The 21770-nt window shown below is 59.8% G+C and carries 23 protein-coding genes and 1 pseudogene; 10 read left to right on the forward strand and 14 right to left on the reverse strand.

Annotated features, from left to right (window positions below; all coding sequences use genetic code 11):
- Nucleotides 1-13 precede the first annotated feature (13 nt).
- From ACR0B5_RS19855 to dnaQ, 4 genes are read left to right on the forward strand one after another with little or no spacing between them, the layout of a single operon-like run.
- The gene (locus ACR0B5_RS19855) at nt 14-613 is read left to right on the forward strand and encodes a Maf family protein (RefSeq protein ID WP_480542826.1); all 600 of its coding nucleotides are present in this window, start codon (nt 14-16) and stop codon (nt 611-613) included.
- Nucleotides 610-1443 carry a shikimate dehydrogenase gene (locus tag ACR0B5_RS19860; RefSeq protein WP_170643414.1) on the forward strand — a complete coding sequence of 278 codons (834 nt, stop codon included), beginning with the start codon at nt 610-612 and terminating at the stop codon, nt 1441-1443. Before ACR0B5_RS19855 ends, ACR0B5_RS19860 begins: the two co-directional genes overlap by 4 nt.
- Nucleotides 1440-2033: a dephospho-CoA kinase gene (coaE, locus tag ACR0B5_RS19865; RefSeq protein ID WP_170643413.1), complete on the forward strand. Its 594-nt coding sequence runs from the start codon at nt 1440-1442 to the stop codon at nt 2031-2033. The genes ACR0B5_RS19860 and coaE overlap by 4 nt, the downstream gene beginning before the upstream one ends.
- Complete coding sequence (dnaQ, locus tag ACR0B5_RS19870; protein ID WP_480542828.1) at nt 2026-2748, forward strand: DNA polymerase III subunit epsilon; 723 nt, start codon at nt 2026-2028, stop codon at nt 2746-2748. The genes coaE and dnaQ overlap by 8 nt, the downstream gene beginning before the upstream one ends.
- A 25-nt stretch (nt 2749-2773) precedes the next feature.
- On the opposite strand, the gene secB is transcribed toward dnaQ, so the two are convergent.
- Nucleotides 2774-3283, reverse strand: coding sequence for a protein-export chaperone SecB (gene secB / locus ACR0B5_RS19875; RefSeq protein WP_170380195.1), 510 nt, complete (start codon nt 3281-3283; stop codon nt 2774-2776).
- Nucleotides 3284-3337: 54 nt separating this feature from the next.
- Complete coding sequence (locus tag ACR0B5_RS19880; protein ID WP_480542830.1) at nt 3338-3838, reverse strand: FxsA family protein; 501 nt, start codon at nt 3836-3838, stop codon at nt 3338-3340.
- 108 nt (nt 3839-3946) lie between these two features.
- On the opposite strand from ACR0B5_RS19880, the gene ACR0B5_RS19885 reads away from it, so the two are divergent.
- From ACR0B5_RS19885 to ACR0B5_RS19895, 3 genes are read left to right on the forward strand one after another with little or no spacing between them, the layout of a single operon-like run.
- Nucleotides 3947-4606, forward strand: coding sequence for a Tim44/TimA family putative adaptor protein (locus tag ACR0B5_RS19885; protein ID WP_170380193.1), 660 nt, complete (start codon nt 3947-3949; stop codon nt 4604-4606).
- Nucleotides 4603-5640, forward strand: coding sequence for a murein transglycosylase A (gene mltA / locus ACR0B5_RS19890; RefSeq protein ID WP_480542832.1), 1038 nt, complete (start codon nt 4603-4605; stop codon nt 5638-5640). The genes ACR0B5_RS19885 and mltA overlap by 4 nt, the downstream gene beginning before the upstream one ends.
- A complete protein-coding gene (locus tag ACR0B5_RS19895) occupies nt 5640-6227 on the forward strand; it encodes a Smr/MutS family protein (RefSeq protein WP_480542834.1) in 588 nt (195 codons plus the stop codon). The genes mltA and ACR0B5_RS19895 overlap by 1 nt, the downstream gene beginning before the upstream one ends.
- Nucleotides 6228-6279: 52 nt before the next feature.
- Here the strand turns inward: ACR0B5_RS19895 and ACR0B5_RS19900 are convergent, their stop codons facing one another.
- Both ACR0B5_RS19900 and hslU read right to left on the reverse strand, forming a co-directional pair.
- Nucleotides 6280-7308, reverse strand: a complete 1029-nt coding sequence (locus ACR0B5_RS19900; RefSeq protein ID WP_480542836.1) for an alpha/beta hydrolase — start codon at nt 7306-7308, stop codon at nt 6280-6282.
- A gap of 181 nt (nt 7309-7489) precedes the next feature.
- Nucleotides 7490-8797, reverse strand: a complete 1308-nt coding sequence (hslU, locus tag ACR0B5_RS19905; protein WP_419740594.1) for an ATP-dependent protease ATPase subunit HslU — start codon at nt 8795-8797, stop codon at nt 7490-7492.
- A gap of 200 nt (nt 8798-8997) precedes the next feature.
- Here hslU and ACR0B5_RS19910 point away from each other — a divergent pair, with 200 nt between their 5' ends.
- Together ACR0B5_RS19910 and ACR0B5_RS19915 are read left to right on the forward strand one after the other, a co-directional pair.
- Nucleotides 8998-9399, forward strand: a complete 402-nt coding sequence (locus tag ACR0B5_RS19910) for a DM13 domain-containing protein (protein ID WP_480542838.1) — start codon at nt 8998-9000, stop codon at nt 9397-9399.
- A gap of 105 nt (nt 9400-9504) precedes the next feature.
- On the forward strand, nt 9505-10746 hold the full coding sequence (locus ACR0B5_RS19915) for an MFS transporter (protein ID WP_480542840.1): 1242 nt from the start codon (nt 9505-9507) through the stop codon (nt 10744-10746).
- A gap of 37 nt (nt 10747-10783) precedes the next feature.
- Here ACR0B5_RS19915 and ACR0B5_RS19920 read toward each other — a convergent pair whose 3' ends face one another.
- Both ACR0B5_RS19920 and hslV read right to left on the reverse strand, forming a co-directional pair.
- On the reverse strand, nt 10784-11137 hold the full coding sequence (locus ACR0B5_RS19920; RefSeq protein WP_480542842.1) for a hypothetical protein: 354 nt from the start codon (nt 11135-11137) through the stop codon (nt 10784-10786).
- A complete protein-coding gene (gene hslV / locus ACR0B5_RS19925; RefSeq protein ID WP_480542844.1) occupies nt 11134-11691 on the reverse strand; it encodes an ATP-dependent protease subunit HslV in 558 nt (185 codons plus the stop codon). The genes ACR0B5_RS19920 and hslV overlap by 4 nt, the downstream gene beginning before the upstream one ends.
- Before the next feature lie 197 nt (nt 11692-11888).
- Here hslV and ACR0B5_RS19930 point away from each other — a divergent pair, with 197 nt between their 5' ends.
- Nucleotides 11889-12083: a DUF1127 domain-containing protein gene (locus ACR0B5_RS19930; RefSeq protein ID WP_480542846.1), complete on the forward strand. Its 195-nt coding sequence runs from the start codon at nt 11889-11891 to the stop codon at nt 12081-12083.
- A gap of 57 nt (nt 12084-12140) precedes the next feature.
- Here the strand turns inward: ACR0B5_RS19930 and ACR0B5_RS19935 are convergent, their stop codons facing one another.
- The 8 genes and pseudogenes from ACR0B5_RS19935 to tsaE form a co-directional block, all read right to left on the reverse strand.
- Complete coding sequence (locus ACR0B5_RS19935) at nt 12141-12503, reverse strand: Lin0512 family protein (protein WP_480542848.1); 363 nt, start codon at nt 12501-12503, stop codon at nt 12141-12143.
- Nucleotides 12500-12850, reverse strand: a complete 351-nt coding sequence (locus ACR0B5_RS19940; RefSeq protein WP_480542850.1) for a Lin0512 family protein — start codon at nt 12848-12850, stop codon at nt 12500-12502. The genes ACR0B5_RS19935 and ACR0B5_RS19940 overlap by 4 nt, the downstream gene beginning before the upstream one ends.
- A gap of 68 nt (nt 12851-12918) precedes the next feature.
- Nucleotides 12919-13260: pseudogene (gene trxA, locus ACR0B5_RS19945) on the reverse strand (thioredoxin); the annotation flags it as partial.
- Between the two features lie 39 nt (nt 13261-13299).
- Nucleotides 13300-16659 carry a double-strand break repair helicase AddA gene (gene addA / locus ACR0B5_RS19950; RefSeq protein WP_480542852.1) on the reverse strand — a complete coding sequence of 1120 codons (3360 nt, stop codon included), beginning with the start codon at nt 16657-16659 and terminating at the stop codon, nt 13300-13302.
- Entirely contained in the window at nt 16656-19580 is a 2925-nt protein-coding gene (addB, locus tag ACR0B5_RS19955; RefSeq protein WP_480542854.1) for a double-strand break repair protein AddB, read from the reverse strand. Before addB ends, addA begins: the two co-directional genes overlap by 4 nt.
- Complete coding sequence (locus tag ACR0B5_RS19960) at nt 19573-20259, reverse strand: nucleotidyltransferase family protein (RefSeq protein WP_480542856.1); 687 nt, start codon at nt 20257-20259, stop codon at nt 19573-19575. The genes addB and ACR0B5_RS19960 overlap by 8 nt, the downstream gene beginning before the upstream one ends.
- On the reverse strand, nt 20256-21260 hold the full coding sequence (locus ACR0B5_RS19965; RefSeq protein WP_480542858.1) for an aminoglycoside phosphotransferase family protein: 1005 nt from the start codon (nt 21258-21260) through the stop codon (nt 20256-20258). The genes ACR0B5_RS19960 and ACR0B5_RS19965 overlap by 4 nt, the downstream gene beginning before the upstream one ends.
- Nucleotides 21257-21730 carry a tRNA (adenosine(37)-N6)-threonylcarbamoyltransferase complex ATPase subunit type 1 TsaE gene (tsaE, locus tag ACR0B5_RS19970; protein WP_480542860.1) on the reverse strand — a complete coding sequence of 158 codons (474 nt, stop codon included), beginning with the start codon at nt 21728-21730 and terminating at the stop codon, nt 21257-21259. The genes ACR0B5_RS19965 and tsaE overlap by 4 nt, the downstream gene beginning before the upstream one ends.
- Nucleotides 21731-21770 lie beyond the last annotated feature (40 nt).

Genomic DNA, 21770 nt, shown 5'->3' on the forward strand with positions numbered 1-21770 from the left:
CGGGGTTGTCCACATGTCTGTCCCCATTGTCCTGGCCTCAGGATCCTCCATTCGCGCGCAACTGCTGGAAAACGCAGGCGTGCCTTTCTCTGTTCAGATCGCGCGCGTGGACGAGGATAGCATAAAGCGTGCCTTGTTGGCCGAAGGCGCCTCGCCGCGTGATATTGCCGATGCGCTGGCGGAAATGAAAGCGCGCAAGGTGAGTGACAAGACACCCGGAGCGATGGTGCTGGGCTGCGATCAGGTTCTGGATTTCGACGGAGAGCTATTGTCGAAACCTCAGACCCCTGAGGATGCCTTTGCCCAGTTGAAGATGATGCGGGGCAAACGGCACATGTTGCTCTCCGCAGCGGTGATTTATCAGGATGGTGAGCCGATCTGGCGCCATGTCGGTCAGGTGCGCCTGCGGATGCGGATGAGCTCGGATGCCTACCTGCGAGACTATATCGACCGCAATTGGGACAGCATCCGCCATGCGGTGGGTGCATATAAGCTCGAGGAAGAAGGCGTGCGCCTGTTCGCCACCATTGACGGTGATTACTTTAACGTTTTGGGTATGCCACTGTTGGAGTTGCTCATCTATCTGGCTGTCAAAGGGGTGATTGATCAATGACGGACCACAAGATTCCTCTGGCCGGAGTGATCGGGCACCCTGTGGGCCATTCCCGCTCGCCCAAATTGCATGGGCATTGGCTGAAGACCTACGGGCTAGAGGGGCACTATGTTCCCATGGATGTCGCCCCGGCTGATCTGGAAACTGTCCTGCGCACCCTGCCCAAGGCCGGTTTTGTAGGAACCAACGTGACGGTACCGCATAAAGAGGCTGCCTTGCGTATTGCAGACCATGTCTCGGACCGGGCGACCGTGATCGGGGCCGCGAATACGCTGGTTTTCCGCGAGGATGGCTCGATCCATGCGGACAACACCGATGGGTATGGGTTCATGGAGAACTTGCGCGCGGGCGCTCCGGATTGGAACGCGAAGGATGGCCCGGCGGTGGTCTTTGGCGCGGGCGGAGCGGCACGCGCTGTGTTGCAGGCGCTCGCGGATGCAGGCGTGCCCGAGATCCTGCTGACCAACCGGACCCGTGCCCGTGCCGATCATCTGAAAGAAGAATTCGGCCAGCGCATCACCGTTGTGGATTGGGTACAGGCCGGAAACGTGATCGAAAACGCGGAACTTGTGGTCAACACGACATCTCTGGGCATGCAGGGCCAGCCCGAGCTGAGGGTGCCATTGGATGGGTTGCAGCCGGGCGCCGTGGTGACCGATCTGGTCTACGCGCCGCTCAAGACCAACCTGTTGGAAACGGCGGAAGAGGCCGGATGCACCGTGGTCGATGGGCTGGGCATGTTGCTGCATCAGGCAGTTCCGGGCTTTGAACGTTGGTTCGGCGTGCGCCCCGAGGTCAATGACGCATTGCGCGCAGCTGTGCTGGCATGAGGTTTGCGCTCGGCCTGACAGGCTCGATCGGGATGGGCAAAAGTACGACGGCGCAGATGTTCGTCGATGAAGGCTGCGCGCTTTGGGATGCGGATGCAGCGGTGCATCGTCTCTATGCCAAAGGTGGCGCGGCGGTTGGGCCGATGGGTGAGGATTTTCCCTCGGCCATCGTCGAGGGCGCAGTCAGCCGCGAGGCATTGAAACGGATTATCTCCGAAGACAGGTCTGCGTTGAAACGGATCGAAGGGATCGTTCACCCCCTAGTCGCCGCGGACCGTGCGGCGTTTCGCGAAAGTGCTGCGGCCGATATTCTGGTGTTCGACATTCCGCTTCTGTTTGAAACGGGCGGTGAGGCCGCGATGGATGCGGTCGCTTGCGTTCGGGTATCGCCAGACGAACAAAAGCGCCGCGTGATGGAACGCGGCACGATGTCCGAGGCTCAGTTCGAACAGATCCGCGCCAAGCAGATGCCGAATGACGAGAAATGCGCGCGCTCGGACTATGTGATAGACACCGACACACTGGACCATGCCCGCGCGCAGGTGCAGGATGTGATCAGGCAGATACGGGCGGGGATGGCAGATGCGTGAGATTGTACTCGATACCGAAACCACGGGCTTTGATCCTGAAAGCGGTGACCGGATTGTCGAGATCGGCGCGGTTGAGCTGTGGAACCACGTGGCCACAGGCGAGACCTATCATGTCTATATCAACCCCGAACGCGGCATGCCGGAAGAGGCGTTTGGCGTACATGGCATCGGTCCCGACCTGCTGGAAACCCCGCGCCCGCCCGAAAAGGGTGAGGTGACGCTGAAAGACAAACCGGTTTTTGCCAAAGTGGGTCAGGGGTTTCGCGATTTTGTTGGCGACGCGAAATTGGTGATCCACAACGCGTCTTTCGACATGAAGTTCCTGAACGCCGAGCTGAAATGGATGGGCCTGCCGCCGATTCCGATGGATCAGGCGCTCGATACGCTCGCCATTGCGCGCAAACGGTTTCCGGGCTCTCCGGCCTCGTTGGATGCGCTGTGCCGGCGGTTCAATATCGACAACTCGAACCGGGTGCTGCACGGCGCGCTCTTGGACTCGGAGATTTTGGCCGAGGTCTATCTTGAGCTGATCGGAGGACGCCAACCGGATTTCGGCCTGTCCACTTCCGCCGCGTCCGGCGCGGGGGGTGCAGATGACTGGCGTCCGACACCGCGCGCAACACCGCTGCCATCTCGGATCACCGAGGATGAGCGCGCAGCGCATGAGGCATTTGTCGAGAAACTGGGCGATAGCGCCCTTTGGACCCGCGCCTGATCCGGTCAGGCACGGGTCAAGGGATTTAGGCGTCGGTCTGCTCGGCCTGTTCCGCCTGAGCGGCCTGACGGCGCATCAGCTCATTGCGGTAAAGTGCAACAAAATCAATGTTGTCCAGGTTCACCGGCGGATAGCCACCGTCACGGGTGACGTCGCTGACGATACGGCGCAGGAACGGGAACAGCATGCGTGGGCATTCGATCATCAGGAACGGGTGCAGCTGATCTTCTGGCACGCCTTCCACGTGGAACAGCCCGCAATAGTCCAGCTCACATAGGAACAGAACATCGTCCATGCCCTTGGCTTTCGAGGTCAGCTTCAGCTTGATCGAAACTTCATACTGATGCTCGACCTGACGCTTTTTCGCGTCCAGGTTCACCTGAACCTGAATCTCGGGCTGTACGTCACCGGACACGCCTTTTTGCGCCATGACGTTTTCAAAGGACATATCACGAATGAACTGTCCCAGAACGCGCATCTGAACCTGTGGGGCGGCTTGGGCCGCAGTGTTTTCTGCAGCGTTTTCTTCGGCCATGGATCTACTCCAAAAATGAAATTCGACACTGCTTAGCAAGTTGCGCGCGGCACCTCAATGCTGGTGGGGGCCTTCCACCCATTTTGACGGTTTCGAGGGGTCCTTGCGCGGGCGTACCTCGGTAAACTCACCGTCAATCACGTCGCCCTGATCAAACGGTTCGTGCGGCTGTTGAAAGCCCGCGCCCGGCCCCATCTGGAACTGGGTCACGGTCACTTTGGTCTTCAGATAGCGGAAAACCGCGATCCGCACGCTGGGGATTAACAGTGCAAACCCAACGGCATCGGTGAAAAAACCAGGTGTCAGCAGCAACGCGCCGGACAAAAGGATCATTGCGCCATGTGCCAAGGGCTCGGTCGGGTCGTCCAGGGTGGCGAAGGATTGCTGCAATTGCCCAAGCGCCATGCGACCTTGTGTCCGCACCAATGTGGTGCCCAAAACCGCCGTCAGAACCACGATGGCAAGGGTTGGCCACAGACCGATAAGACCGCCAACCTGAATGAACAGGGCGATCTCGAGGATCGGAACCAATAAAAATGCCAAGAACAGGTACATTTGCGTTATCCTTTACCTATGGCCGAACTGTGGACTTGCCACCAACTGTCACCTACATAGTGGCAGGAGGCCGCGTACACAAAGTCTCGGTTCTGAAAAGAGGATGAAATGAACGAACCCATGATCCAGCTGCTGGTACTGGCCGGAATTGCCGTTTTCCTGATCCTTCGTTTGAAAAGCGTGTTGGGAACGCGTGAAGGTTTCGAAAAACCCCCTGTTCCGCATCAGCCCGATGCGGGTGCGTCCCGTCGTGATTTCGAGGTGATCGAAGGCGGTCCGGATCATGACATCACAGACCACGTCCCCGAAGACAGCGAGCAAGCGCAGACCTTGGCTGCGATGAAGCGGGTCGAGCCCAGTTTTTCGGTCAGTGAATTTGTTCAGGGCGCCCGTGGCGCCTATGAAATGATCGTGATGGGTTTTGAGAAGGGCAACCTGGATGAGATCCAGCCCTTCCTTGCCGAAGATGTGTTCGAGACCTTCGTCTCGGTTGTATCCGCCCGCGAAGATCAAGGCCTGACAATCGAGGCCGAGTTTATCGGCGTGCGTGAAACTACCCTGACCGATGTATCCTTTGACAAGGATACGAATGAGGCCGAAATCACCATGAAATTCATTGGTGAGCTGACCTCGGTCGTGCGGGATCGTGGTGGTGACATCATCGAAGGCAACCCGAACACCGTAAAACGCCAAAAGGACAGCTGGACCTTTGCCCGCGTGATGGGCAAGGACGATCCGAACTGGCTGCTTGTTGCCACGGACGCATGATTGCCACGCTCCGGTCGCTTATTCTGGTGGGTGCGATGACCACTGCCAGCGCCGCCGGAGCAGAGGCGACGCGATCCGTTCTGTCGTTTGATGACCTTCAGGGCTGGGCCGAGGATGACCACGGCGCGGCCCTTTCCGTTTTTCTGAACACCTGCGGTGATCTGAACGACCCGGATTGGCGTGCGCTTTGCGGTGTCGCCCGGACCTATGGGGGGAATGCTGCGCGATCCTTCTTTGAACTCTTCTTCCGGCCCGTTCTGGTTGAGGATGGCAAGGATGGTCTGTTCACCGGGTATTTTGAGCCCGAGCTCGACGGCTCCAGAACCCGGACGGATCGTTTCAAGTACCCGATCTACAAAATGCCACCCGAGGCGCGGGACGGGCCGTGGCTTAGCCGTCGCGAGATCCTGACCAGCGACGTAATGCAGGGACGCGGGCTTGAGATCGCCTGGGTCGATGACCCGGTTGAGCTGTTCTTTCTGCAAATTCAGGGCTCTGGCCGGGTACGCCTGCCGGATGGCGGTGCATTGCGTGTGGGATATGGCGGCGCAAATGGACAGCCCTACCGGTCCATCGGGGTTGAGTTGGTCCGGCGCGGCGCTTTGGGTGCCCACGCGGTCAGCGCGCAGATGATCCAAGCCTGGGTACGCAAGAACCCCGAAGCTGGGGCTGAGCTCTTGTTTCACAATCCCTCATACGTGTTCTTCCGCGAGGTCAGCCGCGTCGCGCCGGAACTGGGGCCTTTGGGTGCCATGAACCGGTCGATCACGACCATGCGCAGCATCGCGGCCGATCCTGCCTATACGCCGCTCGGTGCTCCGGTCTGGGTTGAGAAAGACGGCAAGAAGCCCTTGCGCCGCCTGATGATCGCGCAGGATACCGGTGCGGCGATCAAGGGCGCACAGCGGGCCGATATCTTCTTTGGAACGGGCGATGATGCAGGGCAAGCTGCCGGTCGGTTGAAAGACCCCGGTCGCATGGTCGTGCTACTGCCGATCCAGCGTGCCTATGCCATGGCGACGGATGACTACTAATGACCCGGCGCAAACTGACCAGCGACGAGATCGAGCTGTGGCGCAAGGTCGCCAAACAGGCTGAGCGGCTGCACCCCGAGATCCCTCAGACCGTGCATCCGACAACTCTGCCCAAACCCACGCCCAAGAAACTACCAAAACCCCGGATTGAAGCGTTTGAGCTGGGGCAGAACAAACCTTCCAAGCCTTCTTCCAACCGATTGAAGCCGTCGATCACCGAGACGCTGCGCGCCGCCCCCGTTCAGATGGACACCAAGGCCTTTGGCCGCATGAGGCGTGGCAAGCTCAAACCCGAGGGCAAGCTGGACCTGCACGGGATGCGGATAGACACAGCGCATCCGGCGCTGGTGCGATTTGTGCTGACAGCGCAAGCGCAGGGCAAACGCCTTGTTCTGGTGATCACCGGCAAAGGGAAAGACCGCGACGAGCTGGGGCCGATCCCGACCCCGCGCGGTGTGTTGCGCAATCAGGTGCCACATTGGCTGTCGATCCCGCCTCTGGCGCAAGCGGTAATGCAGGTGACACCTGCGCATATCAGCCACGGTGGGGATGGCGCCTACTACGTCTATCTGAGACGGGTCCGCTAGGCTCAGCCCGCCGACCGAGGAAGTCAGAGACCCTCTAGAAAGCCACTGATCCCTACTGAGTGGCGATCTGCGCCTGTCCGGTCTCAGACAGAACAACCTCGGTTGCACCCGAGGGGTTGCGTTGACTGTTAGGGATCAAATAATCGATTCCCCGGCGTCGGTTTCCAAGGGTGTTTCCAACACGCCGGGCCGAACTGAGCAGCGACAGCAAGGCGGGTGAGGTTGCGGCAACGAAATGCGAGGACTCGGCATCGCTGTTGAACGCGGTCGCATCGATCACTTCGATCGGATAATCGGCCAGCGCCTCGATGGTGCTGATATTGCCCAGCCGTTCGCTCCCCGGTGTGCCGCGAATTCGGGCCGAGATATTCAGGATCTTGTCCTTTTGCGATACCATCACGACAAAGGGATCGGGCGGAGTTTTGATGCTGTCCATTTGCGAACGAAACACGTCAATATCCAGATCGGGCGAGATCAGGAACACGCCATCAAGGTTGCGCCGTGACCAGCCGGGGGAGCGAAGCTCGGCCTGACGCATCATCTCCATCGACAGGGCACCGCCCATAGAGTGGGCGACCAGCACAACCCGTTTCACGCCGATGGATTTCAGGTCTCGGATTGTCTTCTCCAACCCGTCGCGTGCAAACAGCATGCTGTCCAGATCATAGGCATACCCTGCCCCGCGCGCCTGACTGGGCCAGGAATAAATCAGCACCGACCCGGGAATATCAAGGTCATGCGCCAACTGCGCAGCGCGAAACGCGGTCTCGGTATGGGTCGAGTTATATCCGTGCACGAAGATCGATACATCATCCTCTCCACGCAGCTGATTTGCCAGCTCACGCGGGCCCGACAGATCTGTCGTGTTGGCCAAAACAAACTGCTTTTCCGGATTGGGGTTTGCGTAAGAAAACTCCAACGTTCCCGGCGTGTGGTTTGGCGGGATTGAGACCGTCATTTTGTGGTACTGAACCCGCTCGCCCCGGTCGGCGTTAAACGTTCCGTCGGGGTTCCGCCCCCGGGTTGTGGCCGCGTAGACGGTTTCTGCGGATCCCACATTCAACGCGGATGGCACTGTCACCTGCGCAGTTCTGTCGACGCAAGCGCTCAGTGTAGCAACAGCAAGAAAGGCAATACTCAAACGCAACACGGCTCAACCCTCAAAGAAACAGAGTTTGAGTCACGGTTACCAGTTTCTGGTGCAAGGTCCAGCCGGAACGAAAATTCGCCGCCAAATCGGCGGCGAAATACAGCTGGATTTGTTACAATACGTAACGGCTGAGGTCGGTTGATTTCGTCAACTCACCCAGATTGTCATCCACGAATTGCGCGTTCACCGTGATCTCGGTCCCAGCCTGATCAGGCGCGGTGAACGAGAGTTCTTCGAACACACGCTCCATCACCGTGTAAAGCCGTCGGGCGCCGATGTTTTCAACACTCTGGTTCACATCCGCAGCGATCTTGGCCAGCGCAGCGATGCCGTCATCGGTGAAGCTGACGGTAACCTCTTCGGTGCCCATAAGGGCGGTGTATTGGAGGGTCAGCGCGTTGTCCGTCTCGGTCAGGATGCGGACGAAATCCTCTTCTGTCAGCGCGCGCAGCTCAACCCGGATCGGCAGACGGCCCTGAAGTTCCGGCAGCAGGTCCGAGGGTTTGGCAATGTGGAACGCGCCCGAGGCGATGAACAGGATATGGTCGGTTTTCACCGGGCCATGTTTGGTGGACACAGTGGTGCCCTCGATCAGAGGCAGCAGGTCGCGCTGAACCCCTTCGCGGCTGACATCGCCGCCGCGCGCTTCCGCGCGCGCGCAAACCTTGTCGATTTCGTCCAGAAACACGATCCCGTTCTGTTCGACCGACTCCAGTGCCACACGGTTGACGGTTTCATCATCCAGCAACTTGTCGGCCTCTTCACCGATCAGCAGGTCATAGCTTTCGGCCACGGTTACTTTCTTTTTGACCGTGCGGCCGCCGAAGGCCTTGCCGAAGATATCGCCCAGATTCATCATGCCCATCTGGCTGCCGGGCTGGCCGGGTACGTCGAACATTGGCATTGGGTTTGAGGTGTCAGACAGCTCCAGCTCGATCTCTGTGTCGTCCAGCTCACCCGATTTTAACTTCTTGCGGAACATTTCACGGGTCGCTTCGCGGGCATCGGTGCCAGCAATGGCTTCGATCACGCGATCCTCGGCGGCCTGATGGGCGCGAGCCTTCACATCCTCACGCATGTATTCGCGGGTCTGGATGATCGCTGCGTCGGCCAGATCGCGCACGATCTGTTCCACGTCACGGCCGACATATCCGACTTCGGTGAACTTGGTGGCTTCGACTTTGATGAAGGGCGCACGGGCCAGTTTGGCCAGACGGCGGCTAATCTCGGTTTTACCGACGCCGGTGGGCCCGATCATCAGGATGTTCTTGGGGTAGACCTCATCGCGGATATCGTCCGCCAACTGCTTGCGCCGCCAGCGGTTGCGCAGAGCCACGGCCACGGCGCGTTTGGCGTCTTTTTGCCCGATGATGAAGCGGTCCAGTTCCGAGACAATCTCGCGCGGGGTCAGGTCGGTCATATGTGTTTTATCCGTCTGTTTCGAAGCGGAACCTAATCATACGTCGCGAAAACACAAGCCGATCACGAAAACATCACGACAACTCACAGAAGACACACGGATATTCGTAGTGATGTGAATCGCCATGCGAGGGTCGCGTGCGGCATAAAAAATGGCGTCGGGCAAACAGGCCCGTATCGATCCTATGGAGATACCTGATCATGATGACTCGTCGTTCGCTTTTCGTGAAAGCTGCTGCCACCGGCGCGGCCCTGACCCTGGCCGGCACCACGGCTGCTGTGGCCGGTGGAGCCAAAAAGAAAGGCACGTTCGAGGGCCGTTCGAACCATATCACCACCGGTTCGGTGAAACTGGTCAAGGATGGCGAACGTTACATCGTTGAACTGGGTGAGGACTTCTCGCTGGACAATGGCCCCGACCCGCGCGTCGCATTTGGGAAAGACGGCACTTACGCCCCGGACAGCAAACTCGGCGCGCTGCTGCACCTTGCAGGTAAGCAATCCTATGCAGTCCCGCCGACCATGGATGTGTCGGGATACAACGAAGTATACATCTGGTGCGAGGTTGCTGGAGTGCCATTGGGCGTAGCATCGCTGAAGTAATCACGTCGTCAGAGGTCGGGTTTTCCGGCCTCTGACACATCGTTAGGTAACGGCACAACTGTCTGTTACACTCGCCCCAAGTTATTGGAACCGGGGGCGTTTTTCATGACCAAGATTGCCAAGATCACCCTGCTGTTTGTGGTGTTTGTGGACCTGATCGGACAGGGGCTTGTCTTTCCGATCATCAACTCGCTGATCATGGAGACGAAATCCGGGTTCCTACCCGAAGGCACCCCTGATGGCCGCCGCCATTTCTACTATGGGCTGGTGATTGGGTGTTTCTTCTTGTCGTGGTTTCTGGGGGTCGTCTACGTCTCGAAGGTCTCGGATTCCATTGGGCGCAAGAACGCGCTTCTGGTTTGTCTGGGCGGAGCACTGGCAGGCTACGCCATTACCATCGCCTCGCTCTACCTCGACAGTCTGCTGTTGCTGATCCTGGGCCGGTCGATCACTGGCTTTACGGCGGGCAATCAGCCCATCGCGCAGGCGGCGATGATCGATGGCAGCACCGATGCTGCCGATCGTGACCGCAATATGGGGTATATCGTGACCGGCGTCAGCTTTGGCCTTGTCGGAGGGCCGATCATCGGCGCCGTCCTGTCGGATTCTGCCCTGTTGGGCAGTTTTGCCACGCTCAGAACACCGTTCTATGGCGCCTTCGTTCTGGTGCTGATTGCCATTTTCCTCGTGGTGGCCTTCTTCAAGGACACCCGCAGCGAACGCGCGCCCTTTGTCTTTCGTCCGCGCGATATCACCGACAGCCTGATCGCGGTGCGGGGTCACCCGATGGTTCTGAAAATCCTACCGGTCTATTCCTTCTTCATGATCGCCAACGTCACCTTCTATGTGTTTGTCGATAATTTCCTGACCAGCCGGTTCGGCTATGGCGTAATCGGAGGCAGCATGGCTATGGTCGTCATCGGCTTTGCGCTGGCCTTTTCCAGCACCTTCCTTGTGAAACCCGCGCAAGAGAGGTTCAGCAAGCACAAGATCATCTATGTCTCACTGATCACGATGGTGATTTGCGGGTTTGCCTTTGCCTTCAGCCCCAGCGGCGCGTTGAGTTATGTTCCGGTCTTCTTCTTTTACTTCTTTTTCGGCGTCTCATACCCGACCCTTTTGGGTCTGTTTTCATCCAGCGTCAGTGAGGCGGATCAGGGTTGGGTCATGGGCGTGACCACCGCAGTCTTCTGCCTGGCCGGGGGTATCATGTCCCTGATCGGCGGTGGGCTGATGAGCATCGACATCCGCGTGCCCTACTACATCGTGATCATCGCCGCGATCTTCGGCCTGATCGGAATGCACCGCCGCTGGAAAGGTAAAGAGATCAAAGCGCTGTTAGCCTAACTGCTGACCGGCGGTTAAGCGAAAGCTAAGAAGGCCGCTAGTCTTGATCCTCCTCGATCTCCTCTTCGTCCAGTTTGCGTTGACTCTCGGGGAGCGGCACCCTTTCAATGAGCGCCCAACCTTCTTTCTTTGATTTCTTCAAAACGGTGCCTCGAGCGCCCAGCTCAATCAAAAGCGAGCGTGTTTCATCTTCGGTGCAGCCAATCGTCCTGCTGAGCCGTTCCAAAGGTTTGAATTTGTACTTTGAGTCCTCCAACATGGATTTCAGGAGCTTTTTTCTAGGCTCTTTCCATTCCTTGTTGTGCTTTCGGCTCCGGTATTCGTCGAGGACAATAGGACCAACAATGCCGCCAATCAGACCGCCGAATATGGCTGCGAGAACCGCGCTCATGACGCAATCGTCTCAACGGTCAGATTGCCGTTGGTATAGACGCAGATGTCGGCAGCAATCGCCATGGCTTCACGTGCAACCGTTTCGGCTGGCTTGTCGCTGTCCATCATCGCGCGCGCAGCGGCGAGGGCGAAGTTGCCGCCCGATCCGATGGCTGCCACGTTGTGTTCCGGTTCCAGCACGTCCCCCGCCCCGGTGATCACCAGTAGGTCCTTACCGTCGGTGACGATCAGCATTGCTTCAAGCTTTTGCAGGTATTTATCGGTGCGCCAGTCCTTGGCCAGCTCGACCGAGGCGCGCGCCAATTGGCCAGGGGTGGCTTCAAGCTTGGCCTCCAGCCGCTCGAGCAGAGTGAACGCATCCGCCGTCGATCCAGCAAAGCCTGCCACAACCTCGAATCCACCGGGTGACAGGCGGCGGACCTTGCGGGCGGTGCCCTTGATCACGGTCTGACCCAGGCTGACCTGTCCGTCCCCGGCAATCACCACCTGTCCGTTCTTCTTGACGCCAATGATCGTTGTGCCATGCCAACCGGGAAATTCGCTGTCTGCCATCAGGGCCTCCGTTCATCACTGGCACCCTATATGGGCCGGAGCCAGCGCCAACGCAACTGTTCACAAACTGCCCAAAAGATATGCAAGAAACGCAGATCGGGTCTACCAGACTGGCAATTGTGAGACTCAGACCCCTGCACTACATGAGGCTTACAACCGACATTGGGTCGGCTGTTTCAGTTTGAAGGACTGCGCAAATGGCAAATACTGCACAAAACTCTGCGCCGCTCGGAGCAGCTACCATCCTGCACGTAGTGGACGCGTTCACTGTGGCTTTCGAAAAAGCGGTTGAGTGGAACGAAACTCGCAAGACACGCAAAGCGTTGTCGGAACTGAGCGACGCTCAGCTGGAAGATATCGGTCTGACCCGCAAAGACATCATCACCATCTGATCCGTTTCAGATCAGCCGTAGTAAAGATGAGCCGCTCGGACGAGCGGCTTTTTCTTTTTAAACTAGCCTGTATTTCCCAGAGATATCCGGCAGATAGGCCTCAATCGCTGCGGTTGCGATGACGTGGCGTGTACCTGCATCGCTGTCCTCGACGTCCAGCCCGCCTAACACGGCCTGGACTTCAGCCTTGCCCCGCGGAAGATCCTGTGCAACCAGATCGCAATCCACGGCCTCGGGCTGTTGCACACCGATCGTCACCACCACGCGCATCTCTTTGTGGTCCACGCCCAAGCGCGAAAACAGAGTGATCGAGGAATGATGCAGCGCGTCCTGCACCGCCCGCCGTGCGGCCTTGGTATAGTCCTGACCATAGAGGTCATTGCCGGTGCCCATCTCGAGAATGATACGTTTCTCACTCATTGCGCGGGCTCCATGTCGAATGAGACGATGATGGCGGCGTTTGCGATCACTGTGTGGCCATCGGCGTGCGGTTTGTCGATGTCCAGCCCACCGCGGGTGACCGTGATGTTCGGCTGACCATAGGGGAACACGGCCTTCAGCGCCTCGCGGTCCACTTTATCGGGTTGCTGCACGCCGACCTCTGCATCAATGATCATCGCCTCTTTGGGAAAATCGAACAGCTCAGCCATATTGACCGAATTGTGCCACAGCGCATCCTTGATCGCGCGCAAGGCGGCCTCGGTATAGTCCTCACGCCGCAGGGACGTGCCCATACCAAATTCCACAAGTACTCGTGTTTTTGCCATCAAAGCCTCCGGTCATAAAAAAGGCGCCCGGTTCGGGGCGCCTTTGATCATTCGCATTCCAATCCGGATCAGATGGATTCGTCGATCCAGCTTTGCAGCGCGGCTTTGGGTGCCGCGCCCGCGCGGTTCGAGACAACCTGACCGTCCTTGAAGATGAACAGAGCCGGGATGCCGCGCACGCCCATCGCAGCAGCTGCGTTCGGGTTGCTGTCCACGTCCACCTTGGCGATTTTCACCTTGTCGCCATACTCAGCGGCCAGTTCTTCCAGCGCGGGGCCGATCTGTTTGCAAGGACCACACCATTCCGCCCAGAAGTCCACAACCACGGGAACGGTCGAGTTCTTGACTTCGGCATCAAAGGTATCGTCGGTAACGGCTACGGTCGACATATTCTGTCTCCTGAATGGGGTAAACTCGGGAAAGGAACGTAGGTGCCGCGTCGGGTAAGGTCAAGATATCTGGGCGCGGGTCAGCGATTGCGTCACAAGATCGTGTGGCAGCCACATAAACGCGGCCGTCCGCGTCCACAGGATGGCGGTACGGATGGTTTTGTCCGGGTAAATCTGGCTTAACGCCTGCGCATAGGCCCCCATCTGTCGCAACAGGCCTTCGGGGCAGGCTTCAGCCCGCTCGGGTACCGTGGCGTTTGTTTTAAAATCAACCACATGCACTTCAGTATCCGTTATGATCAGCCGGTCGATGATACCATGCATGCGCCGCCCGTTCAGTTCGGCTGAAACGGGGACCTCGGCCAGCGCATCCGACGCGAAGACTGGTTGCAGGTGCTCCGCTGTCAGGACCTTGGTGACTTCAGACAACAACTCGGCCCTAGCCTGATCCTGCATATCGGGTAGAAGCCGAGCGCACAGCATGGGCCAGTCATCCCGAGGCGCGCTGGGAAGATGTTCCAGCAGCAGGTGCAATCGGGTGCCGCGCAGCTTCGCGGCCTCTTCATCCTGCCCCGCATCACCGGGCAGCGCCTTTGCCCCGCCAAGATCTGAAGGGCTGAGGGTTTCTGGTTCCGAGGGTGGATCCTCGGCGGGATGCTGGAAGTACGCAGGCAGGTCCTGACTTGGCTCGGCGCGTTCGCTGTGTTCGACCAGCGGCAACCCCTCCCAATCGCCATGGGCCAGTCGCCGTGTCTGCGACCCCTCCATCTGTGTCGCGCCTGCGCGCTCCATCGCGGCCTCGACCATCTGATACCAGCTGGTTCCATCCTTCCCGACATCCCCAGCAGCGGCCACGATCAACCACTTTTCTGCCCGTGTTAGAGCCACATAGAGCAATCGAAGGCGTTCATTCTCCTCACGGTTTCGGGCCTCCTCGCGGGCGCTGGAGATCAGCTTGGGCGAGACATCGGCGGGAACCTTCCACAGGGGCGTTCCATCAGCCACCATGATCTCGGCATCGCGCGGGGCCTGCCTTTTGCCGGTATCCGGCAGGATCACGATCGGCGCTTCCAATCCTTTTGAGCCATGCACGGTCATCACGCGGATCATGTTTCCCACGCCGCTCATCTGGCGTTTGATCTCCAGATCGTCGGTCTGCATCCAGACCAGAAAGCCGGTCAGGCTGGGAATATCGGTTCGCTCATAAGCCAAAGCCTGCGAGAGCAGCGCGTTGATCCCATCCTCGGCCTCGGCCCCCAGCCGACCCAGCAGCTTTCTTCTCCCGTCATGGCGGGTCAGGATCCGTTCGATCAGGTCATAGGGCCGCAGAAAGTCGATCTGTCCACGCAGATCGTTGAGGATCGCAAGCGTCTCAGGAAACTCGTCGGAGCGATTGCGCAGTGCGGCCCACAGGAATTTCTCTTGCCGGCGATGGGCCAGATCGAACAGCTCCTGCTCGGACCAACCGAACAGAGGGGATTTCAGGACCGTTGCCAGCGACAGGCTGTCTTCGGGCGTGGCCAGAAAGCTTAGCAGTGCCGCCAAATCCTTCACCGCCAGCTCGGCGCCGACTTTCAAACGGTCGGCCCCGGCGATGGGCAGATGCAGGGCTTTGCAGGCGCGGATGATCTCGGAAAACAGGTCTGAACGGCGCTGGACCAGGATCAGGAAATCCCCCGGCTGAACCCTGCGGCGCACGAATGTGCCGGGCGTTTCGCCGTCTTCGGGGATCGTAGCCCCAGTGTTGATCATGTGCTTGATAGACTGCGCCACCTGCTCGGCCAGAATGACGGTATGGTGGCGCGACCCAGGCCGATCCACCGGATCGGTCCAATCGCCATCCTCGTCATTCTCGACCTTTTCCACCACGGGCCAGAGGTCTACGCGTCCCGGCAGGTCTGCCTTGAACGCACGGTGTTGGCTTTCCTTGTGAAACCCGGCCTCAGTCTGGTTTTCGAACAGCAAATCAACCAATGACAGGATCGCGCTGGAGGATCGGAATGAATATTCAAGCGTCGAATCCCACAGTTTAGAGCCTGATTCTTTCAGCTTTCGCCCGAATTCGGCCTGCATCCGGTCAAAGGCCTGCGGGTCAGCGCCCTGGAAGGAATAGATCGACTGTTTCTTGTCGCCAACCACAAAGATCGTGCGTTCAACCTCGGATCGGGCCCCTTCCCCGCTGGTGAATTCCTGCGCCAGCTTTTCGACCACATCCCATTGATCCGGGCTGGTGTCCTGCGCCTCGTCCACCAGAATGTGGTCGATGCCGCCATCCAACCGGTACAACACCCATTCGGCCACCGCCGGGTCGTTTAGAACCTGCCGCGCTCGGAGGATCAAATCGTCAAAGTCCAGCCACCCGCGCAGCTGCTTACGGCGTTCATATTCCGGCAGGAAAGCTGCAGCGAAGCGATGCAAAACAGTGGTTTTTTGCGCAGCAACCAGAGCCAGCCGTTGTTCGCGCGCGGCCTCAACCCGCAGCATTAGCGATTCCAGCCGTGGCATGCGGTCCGTCAGAGCCCCTTCGCGCAGGGCTTTGGTCGGGAAGCCGTTGATCTTGGCGGTGAACGGCTCCTTTGCACCCTTGCCCGTCAGCAAGACGCCTTCCAGAATTGGCAGATGGGTCAGTTTTGCCTCGGTGAATGCCGCAAGTTTTGCGGCGGCCTTGGCATTGTTGCCGCCGCTTTCGATCAGCGCGGGCAATATGGATTGGATCACATCAACCTCACCGCCCAGAAACACCTGTGCCGACAGGGTGTCGTCGTCAAAGCCCTCCGGTAGGCCAAATCTCTGCAACAGGTCCGAGCGCTGCAAGGGCTGCACGAACTGGTTCCGCTTTTGAGTCACTGCTGCGGTCAGCCTTTCGAACCCGGTATCAGTGACGAACCGCGCAATATCCTCGATCAATCCGGCCTGAGGGCCCTCGGCGAAATCCTCGATGATCTCTTCGCGCAGCAATGCGGCGGCGCGGTCCTCCATCTCGGCAAATTGAGGGCTGACACCGGCCTCAAGCGGGAAGCGACGCAGCAGCGAAGCGCAGAAAGAGTGGATGGTCTGGATCTTCAACCCACCTGGCGTTTCGATCGCGCGGGCAAACAGGGTGCGGGCCTGCGCTAGTCGGTCCGCATCGATTGCGCCTTCGACGCCCAGATCCGTCAGCTGCGCCAACAACGGCGCGTCCCCCAGCATCGCCCATTCCCCAAGCCGCTTGAACAGCCGGTTCTGCATCTCACTGGCGGCGGCCTTGGTGTAGGTCAGGCAGAGGATGTGCTGCGGTTGCACCCCGCTCAGCAGCAGACGCGCCACGCGGTCAGTCAGCACGCGGGTCTTGCCCGACCCGGCATTCGCCGCCAACCAGGTCGAAGCATCGGGGCGCGCGGCCTGCACTTGCCGCTCGGTGGCGTCGTTGCGGGCGCTCATGTCAGGTCCTCAGGGAGGGTTTCGGCGGTGCGGTCCCATTCCCCGAACCGGGCCAGATGATCGTAGTCGCCGATATCGGTGTCCTTGTGCAACATGCGGCGCGATGAGAAGCCCTGATCAGGCTCTAAATAAGCAGCAACCAGCTCTTTCAGCTCAGCCAACACCTTGTCCGTGGGCTCTTTGGCGAGTGGAGCGGCGACCTCTTTGTAGCTGCCGCCCATACCGATGAAGATCGCTTCGGCCACGTCGGTGGGGTCGATCCCTTCGATGGCGCCCTGCTCGGCCATGGCGGCTTCGATCAACAGTTGTTTGTCGAACTTCGCCTGTTGGCTTTCGGTCGGAGGCGCGCCGGTTTTGTAGTCCACAATCCGCAACGCGCCTCGGCTGTTGCAATCGATCCGGTCGGCACGCCCTGCGATGGTGAAATCCAGAGGCTCCAACACCAGCTTCATCGCGGCCTCAAACGCCACCGGGCCGCCGTCGCCCCGGCGATTGACCTCGGCACTCAGAAAGTCGTCGGCAATCCGTTCCAGCCGCGCCAGCCATAGCTTGCGGGCGGTCGGCCAGGCGACGTGCGTTTCAAGCAGGTCATGGGCACGTTTCAGGAAGTTTTCGCGGGTCAGCAAAGCGGTATCCAGCACGCTGTCCTTGACGAAATGTTCCAGAATCTCATGGATCACGATCCCGCGCAGCAACGCATCGGGGGCCTGCACCAACGGATCGAGTGGTTTCAGACGCAGCACATGTTTGGCGTAAATCGCATAAGGGTCGCGGATCAGGCGTTTGATCTCGGTGACTGAAAGGCGTCGCGGTCGGGCGGCAACCGGAGGTTTGGGCGAGGGGCGATGCGCCGCCTCTATCCGGGGGGCATGCTCCAGTGTTTTGGCCCAGTTCAGATAGGTTCGACCCCGCGCGCGCATATCCGATAGCGCCGTTTGGCCGCCTTGGTCGGGCAGGCCCTGCAACAGGTTCGTCAGACGGTTCAGCCAGCGCGAGGGCACGGTTTCCGCATCGTCCGAGCGGGTGGCGCGGGTTAGCCAGACCTCGGGCGCGCCGATGGCCTGTTGGAAGTCATGCGCCGAAAGCCCAATCCGCCGTTCGGGCAACAACAAACCCGCCTTGTCGCGCATCTGGCGGTTCAACCACGGGTCCGGGGCTGGGGCTTCGGGCCAGCTGCCCTCGTTCAAACCACCGAGGATCAGCAGATCTGCACCCTGCACGCGGGCCTCGAGCGTGCCCCAGATCATGATATGCGGGTGCGGGGCGTCGCGGTCGCGGACCTCTTCTCCGGCCAGAAGCGCGCCTAGCAGATCGGCGAAGTCATGGGCGGTCATGGGGCCGCCGTGATGCGCTTCATCCCGCAGATTGGTCAACACCGACAGGGCCTTTTGGCCCGCGTTCTTGTCCCACTGGGTGCCTTGGTCACCCGCATGTCCGGCCGAGATCGACTCGGCCAGAGACAGCAATCGGTCGACCCATTCGGTCAGGGGGAGTTCCCCGGTGACTTTCTGATCGCAGAAATGCGCGCTGACCCAGCTCACCCATCCCTCGGGCGCTTCGGTGCGGATCGCGGATGCGGTAAGGCTGGCTTGGTCCGGGAATGGAGGGCCATGCCGGCGCAGGTCCAGCTCCAAATCGCGGGTATGCAACAGATGAGCCCCGCGCTCACCCCCGTCATGGCACAGGGGATGTTTCAGTAGGGTCAGTAGCGCCTCACCCTCCAGACGGCGCGCAAACAGGCCCGCCACATGGCGCAAAAACCGGCCGGGCGGAGACAGTTGCAGCGGCAGACCGGCACTATCATCGGGCAGGATGTTCCAGCGATCCAATGCCGCGCTGACCTGCCGGGTCAGCATCCGATCGGGTGTAATCAAAGCGGCGGTTTGGCCCGTTTCGGCCGCCTGCCGTAAGCGAAGAGCGATGGCGAGGGCCTCGGACCGGGGCGAGTCCGCCTCGACCAGTGTCAGGTCGCGCGTGGCCTGGTCCAACTCGGTCAGACGTGGACCTTCGGACATCCACGCGTCGGTGATGGGGGCAGGGCGCAAAGCCAGCGAAACCAATCGGTTACGCGCGGGTGAGGGTGGTTGTTCATCCGTCCAGGGCAGGATCTGATCATGCTCTAACCCCAGCTCTCGCATCAATTTGCGGAACCGATATTGCGGGTGATCCTCAGAGGTCAGCGCCTCGTCCAGACGGTCCCAAACGGCGCGCGGCTGGTCGAAATCATAGCCCGGCAGGATCAAGGCCCCTTGCGGCAGGCGCGCGACGGCTTGCATCAGCATCAGCGTGGTGCCGCGTGATCCCGTCGAGCCGGCCAAAATGACGGGATGTTTCGGCGTAGCCTCCTGCCAGCGGTCGATCAGATTTTCGACCACCCGACGTTGCCGCGCCTGTGCGTCCATCGCCTGATCGCTTGCATCGACAAAATGGTCCGCGATGCCGATAAACGCCTGTGCGCGAGCCCAATGGCCGGACATATCGCTGACATCCAATTGGCGGATCGCGTCTGGCGACACGCCCTCGCCCTGCATCTCATCAATCAAGGCGGCCAGGCTGTCGGACAGGTCAAACAGCGAGGCCCTTGCAGCCAGATCAGGCTGCTGGTCTAGCAGTTTTGAGATCAGCTGAGTCAGCTCCAGCCGCCGTCTCAGCGGGGGTATGGCGGGCGGAATCTGTGCCAGATCAACGCTTTCGCCCAGATCGGTGACCAGAGAAAGCCTGGACAACAGGCAGGGCGGCCCCTGATCGAACAGGTCGCGCACCCGCCGGGCCATGCGGCGCGTGTTGACCACCAATTGCACGCGGGCCAACGCCTCGGGCGGGCCAGAGGCGCGCTGCCGCAGCCCGGCAACCAGCGCTTTGGGGAAATCCGTACCCGGCGGAACGGCGAAAACCCGTGGATGCGCGCTGGGGTCAAACATCCGCCAGCATGCCCTCAGCCAGAGCGATCCCTTCGGGGCGTCCGACATCACACCAACGGCCGGGATATTCCAGTGCGAACAGGCGGTTGCGGTCGTGCATCTGGTTCCACAACAGGTTCAACGAGAAAGCCTGTTCCGGGATATGTTGCAGCCCGTCGGTTTTCAGAATCTGCACGCCGCCATACACCAGACCCGGTCCACGCGTGATCCGGCCGTCGGTATCAGCGGTAAAATCCCCTTGGCCCGCATGCCCGATGGTTTGACCAATCGGGACGCACATCAAAAGCGCATCCATCCGGTCCGGGTCCCATGCCTGTTGCAGCAGGCTCAGCGGGTTGGGTCCGGCCCAGATTGCATCGCTGTTCATGGTGAAAACCGGGCCTGCGCCCAGCAGAGGCAAAGCCGCCCTCAAACCGCCGCCGGTTTCCAGAATCTCGGGCGTTTCATGCGAGAGTAGGATGCCTTTGGGCGCTAGGTGAGTCCGCAACTGATCGGCGTGATAGTGTAGGTTTGCAACCACGCGGGTCGGCTGAACGGCATCCACCAGCGCAAGCGCGTGGTCGATCAGTGGGCGTTCGGCGACCTTGATCAGAGGTTTTGGCCGGTCCTTGGTCAACGCGCCCATCCGAGTGCCGAACCCGGCGGCAAATAGCATCACGGCGTCGGGGGATTGGCTCATGATGCTTTCAGCCTTGCGAGGTTTTCCGCGGTTGGTTCGGGCAGGGCGTCGAGCAGGATGTTGGCAACCGGGATCAGCGCGGGATGCTCCAGATCGCGCATCAGATGCGCCCATGTGGCGGGGATCAGATCGACGTAATGTGGCTTGCCATAATCCGTGGCCAGCCGGGCAAAAACACCCAGAATACGAAGGTTTCGTTGCGCGCCGAGAACGCTGTAGGCGGTGCGGAAGTCATGGTCATCCATACCAGAGGCCGCGATATAGCGATTGACCATCTGCATTTCGATTCCGGTCGGCACGGTCCGGCGCACATCCTGCAAGAGCGAGACCAGATCATAGGCCGGGTGCCCCAGCATCGCCAATTGGAAGTCCAGAAGCCCGACGCGCTGCACGCCCTCGCGTTCTGGCAGCCAGATCAGGTTTTCGGCGTGGTAGTCCCGCTGCACGACGACTTTGGTGCCCGAGGTCTCCTGCAGCAGGATATCGGCAAAGCGCAGCTCGAACCTCTCCTGCGCGTCTTCATCATGGTCGCCCAGTATGGCGTGCGCGTATTTCGTGAAGGCCAGAGCGGCCAGCTCGGTCATCAATGTGGGATCGTATGAGGGCAGGGGCAGAATCGGAGCCTCATGCAGGTGCAGAAGAACATCCGTCGCCGCTTCATAGAGGAGGCGTTCCTGGCTCGGGTCCTTGGTTAGAACGCGTGAAAATAGATCATCGCCCAGATCCTCCAGTACCAGAAACCCGTTCTGATTGTCTTCGGCGTAAATCTCGGGTGCGCTGAGGCCCACCGCGCGCAGATGGTTCGCGATCCGGACGAAGGGTTCGACATCCTCTCCGCGATCCGGCGGGGCGTCCATCAGAACCGCCGTGCGACCGGTCGCCGGATCTGTCAGACGCTCATACCTGCGGTTCGAGGCGTCCCCGGCCAAAGGCGCGCGCGTGGCATTGGCCCATGGCGTCTGTGCAATCAAGGCCTCGGCCAGCACAGTACGATCAGTCATAGAGTATTCTCCAGTTTCCCAAGCCATTTCGGATCAGACCAAGACAGGGTCAGGTGGCGTGTCTCGGTCTCAACCGGGTCGGTTTGGAAGGCAAGTGTCAATGCAGTTTCGGGGGCCAGCGGTCCAAGTTTGTCTGGCCATTCCACAAGGCATAGTGCGGTGTCGAAGGCTTCGGTCAGGCCCAGCTCGTCAACCTCATCCACCGAGGTCAGCCGGTAGAGGTCACAATGCCAAATCTCTCCGATCTGCGTGTCATAGGCCTGCACCAGTGTGAAGGTCGGTGAGGGCACATCCTCGGGCGGGTTCATCAGAGACTGGATGAGACTACGGGCAAAGTGGGTCTTGCCGCTGCCGATCTCACCTTGCAGCAGCAACACATCCGCAGGCCTCAGGGTCGCGCCAAAACGCGCCGCAAAATCTGCGGTGTCCTGAGGGTTTTGCAGGGTGAGGGTAACAGGTGCCGAAGTCATGGCGCCACAATGGACCTGCGCCTCAGCGGCTGCAACCCGG

The sequence above is a fragment of the Ruegeria sp. AG1 genome (assembly GCF_056541705.1).

Coding starts and splice junctions, on each gene's coding strand:
- ACR0B5_RS19855 (WP_480542826.1), top strand. CDS start 14: ATGTCTGTCCCCATTGTCCTGGCCTCAGGATCCTCCATTCGCGCGCAA.
- ACR0B5_RS19860 (WP_170643414.1), top strand. CDS start 610: ATGACGGACCACAAGATTCCTCTGGCCGGAGTGATCGGGCACCCTGTG.
- coaE (WP_170643413.1), top strand. CDS start 1,440: ATGAGGTTTGCGCTCGGCCTGACAGGCTCGATCGGGATGGGCAAAAGT.
- dnaQ (WP_480542828.1), top strand. CDS start 2,026: ATGCGTGAGATTGTACTCGATACCGAAACCACGGGCTTTGATCCTGAA.
- secB (WP_170380195.1), bottom strand. CDS start 3,283: ATGGCCGAAGAAAACGCTGCAGAAAACACTGCGGCCCAAGCCGCCCCA.
- ACR0B5_RS19880 (WP_480542830.1), bottom strand. CDS start 3,838: ATGTACCTGTTCTTGGCATTTTTATTGGTTCCGATCCTCGAGATCGCC.
- ACR0B5_RS19885 (WP_170380193.1), top strand. CDS start 3,947: ATGAACGAACCCATGATCCAGCTGCTGGTACTGGCCGGAATTGCCGTT.
- mltA (WP_480542832.1), top strand. CDS start 4,603: ATGATTGCCACGCTCCGGTCGCTTATTCTGGTGGGTGCGATGACCACT.
- ACR0B5_RS19895 (WP_480542834.1), top strand. CDS start 5,640: ATGACCCGGCGCAAACTGACCAGCGACGAGATCGAGCTGTGGCGCAAG.
- hslU (WP_419740594.1), bottom strand. CDS start 8,797: ATGACCGACCTGACCCCGCGCGAGATTGTCTCGGAACTGGACCGCTTC.
- ACR0B5_RS19910 (WP_480542838.1), top strand. CDS start 8,998: ATGATGACTCGTCGTTCGCTTTTCGTGAAAGCTGCTGCCACCGGCGCG.
- ACR0B5_RS19915 (WP_480542840.1), top strand. CDS start 9,505: ATGACCAAGATTGCCAAGATCACCCTGCTGTTTGTGGTGTTTGTGGAC.
- ACR0B5_RS19920 (WP_480542842.1), bottom strand. CDS start 11,137: ATGAGCGCGGTTCTCGCAGCCATATTCGGCGGTCTGATTGGCGGCATT.
- hslV (WP_480542844.1), bottom strand. CDS start 11,691: ATGGCAGACAGCGAATTTCCCGGTTGGCATGGCACAACGATCATTGGC.
- ACR0B5_RS19930 (WP_480542846.1), top strand. CDS start 11,889: ATGGCAAATACTGCACAAAACTCTGCGCCGCTCGGAGCAGCTACCATC.
- ACR0B5_RS19935 (WP_480542848.1), bottom strand. CDS start 12,503: ATGAGTGAGAAACGTATCATTCTCGAGATGGGCACCGGCAATGACCTC.
- ACR0B5_RS19940 (WP_480542850.1), bottom strand. CDS start 12,850: ATGGCAAAAACACGAGTACTTGTGGAATTTGGTATGGGCACGTCCCTG.
- addA (WP_480542852.1), bottom strand. CDS start 16,659: ATGAGCGCCCGCAACGACGCCACCGAGCGGCAAGTGCAGGCCGCGCGC.
- addB (WP_480542854.1), bottom strand. CDS start 19,580: ATGTTTGACCCCAGCGCGCATCCACGGGTTTTCGCCGTTCCGCCGGGT.
- ACR0B5_RS19960 (WP_480542856.1), bottom strand. CDS start 20,259: ATGAGCCAATCCCCCGACGCCGTGATGCTATTTGCCGCCGGGTTCGGC.
- ACR0B5_RS19965 (WP_480542858.1), bottom strand. CDS start 21,260: ATGACTGATCGTACTGTGCTGGCCGAGGCCTTGATTGCACAGACGCCA.
- tsaE (WP_480542860.1), bottom strand. CDS start 21,730: ATGACTTCGGCACCTGTTACCCTCACCCTGCAAAACCCTCAGGACACC.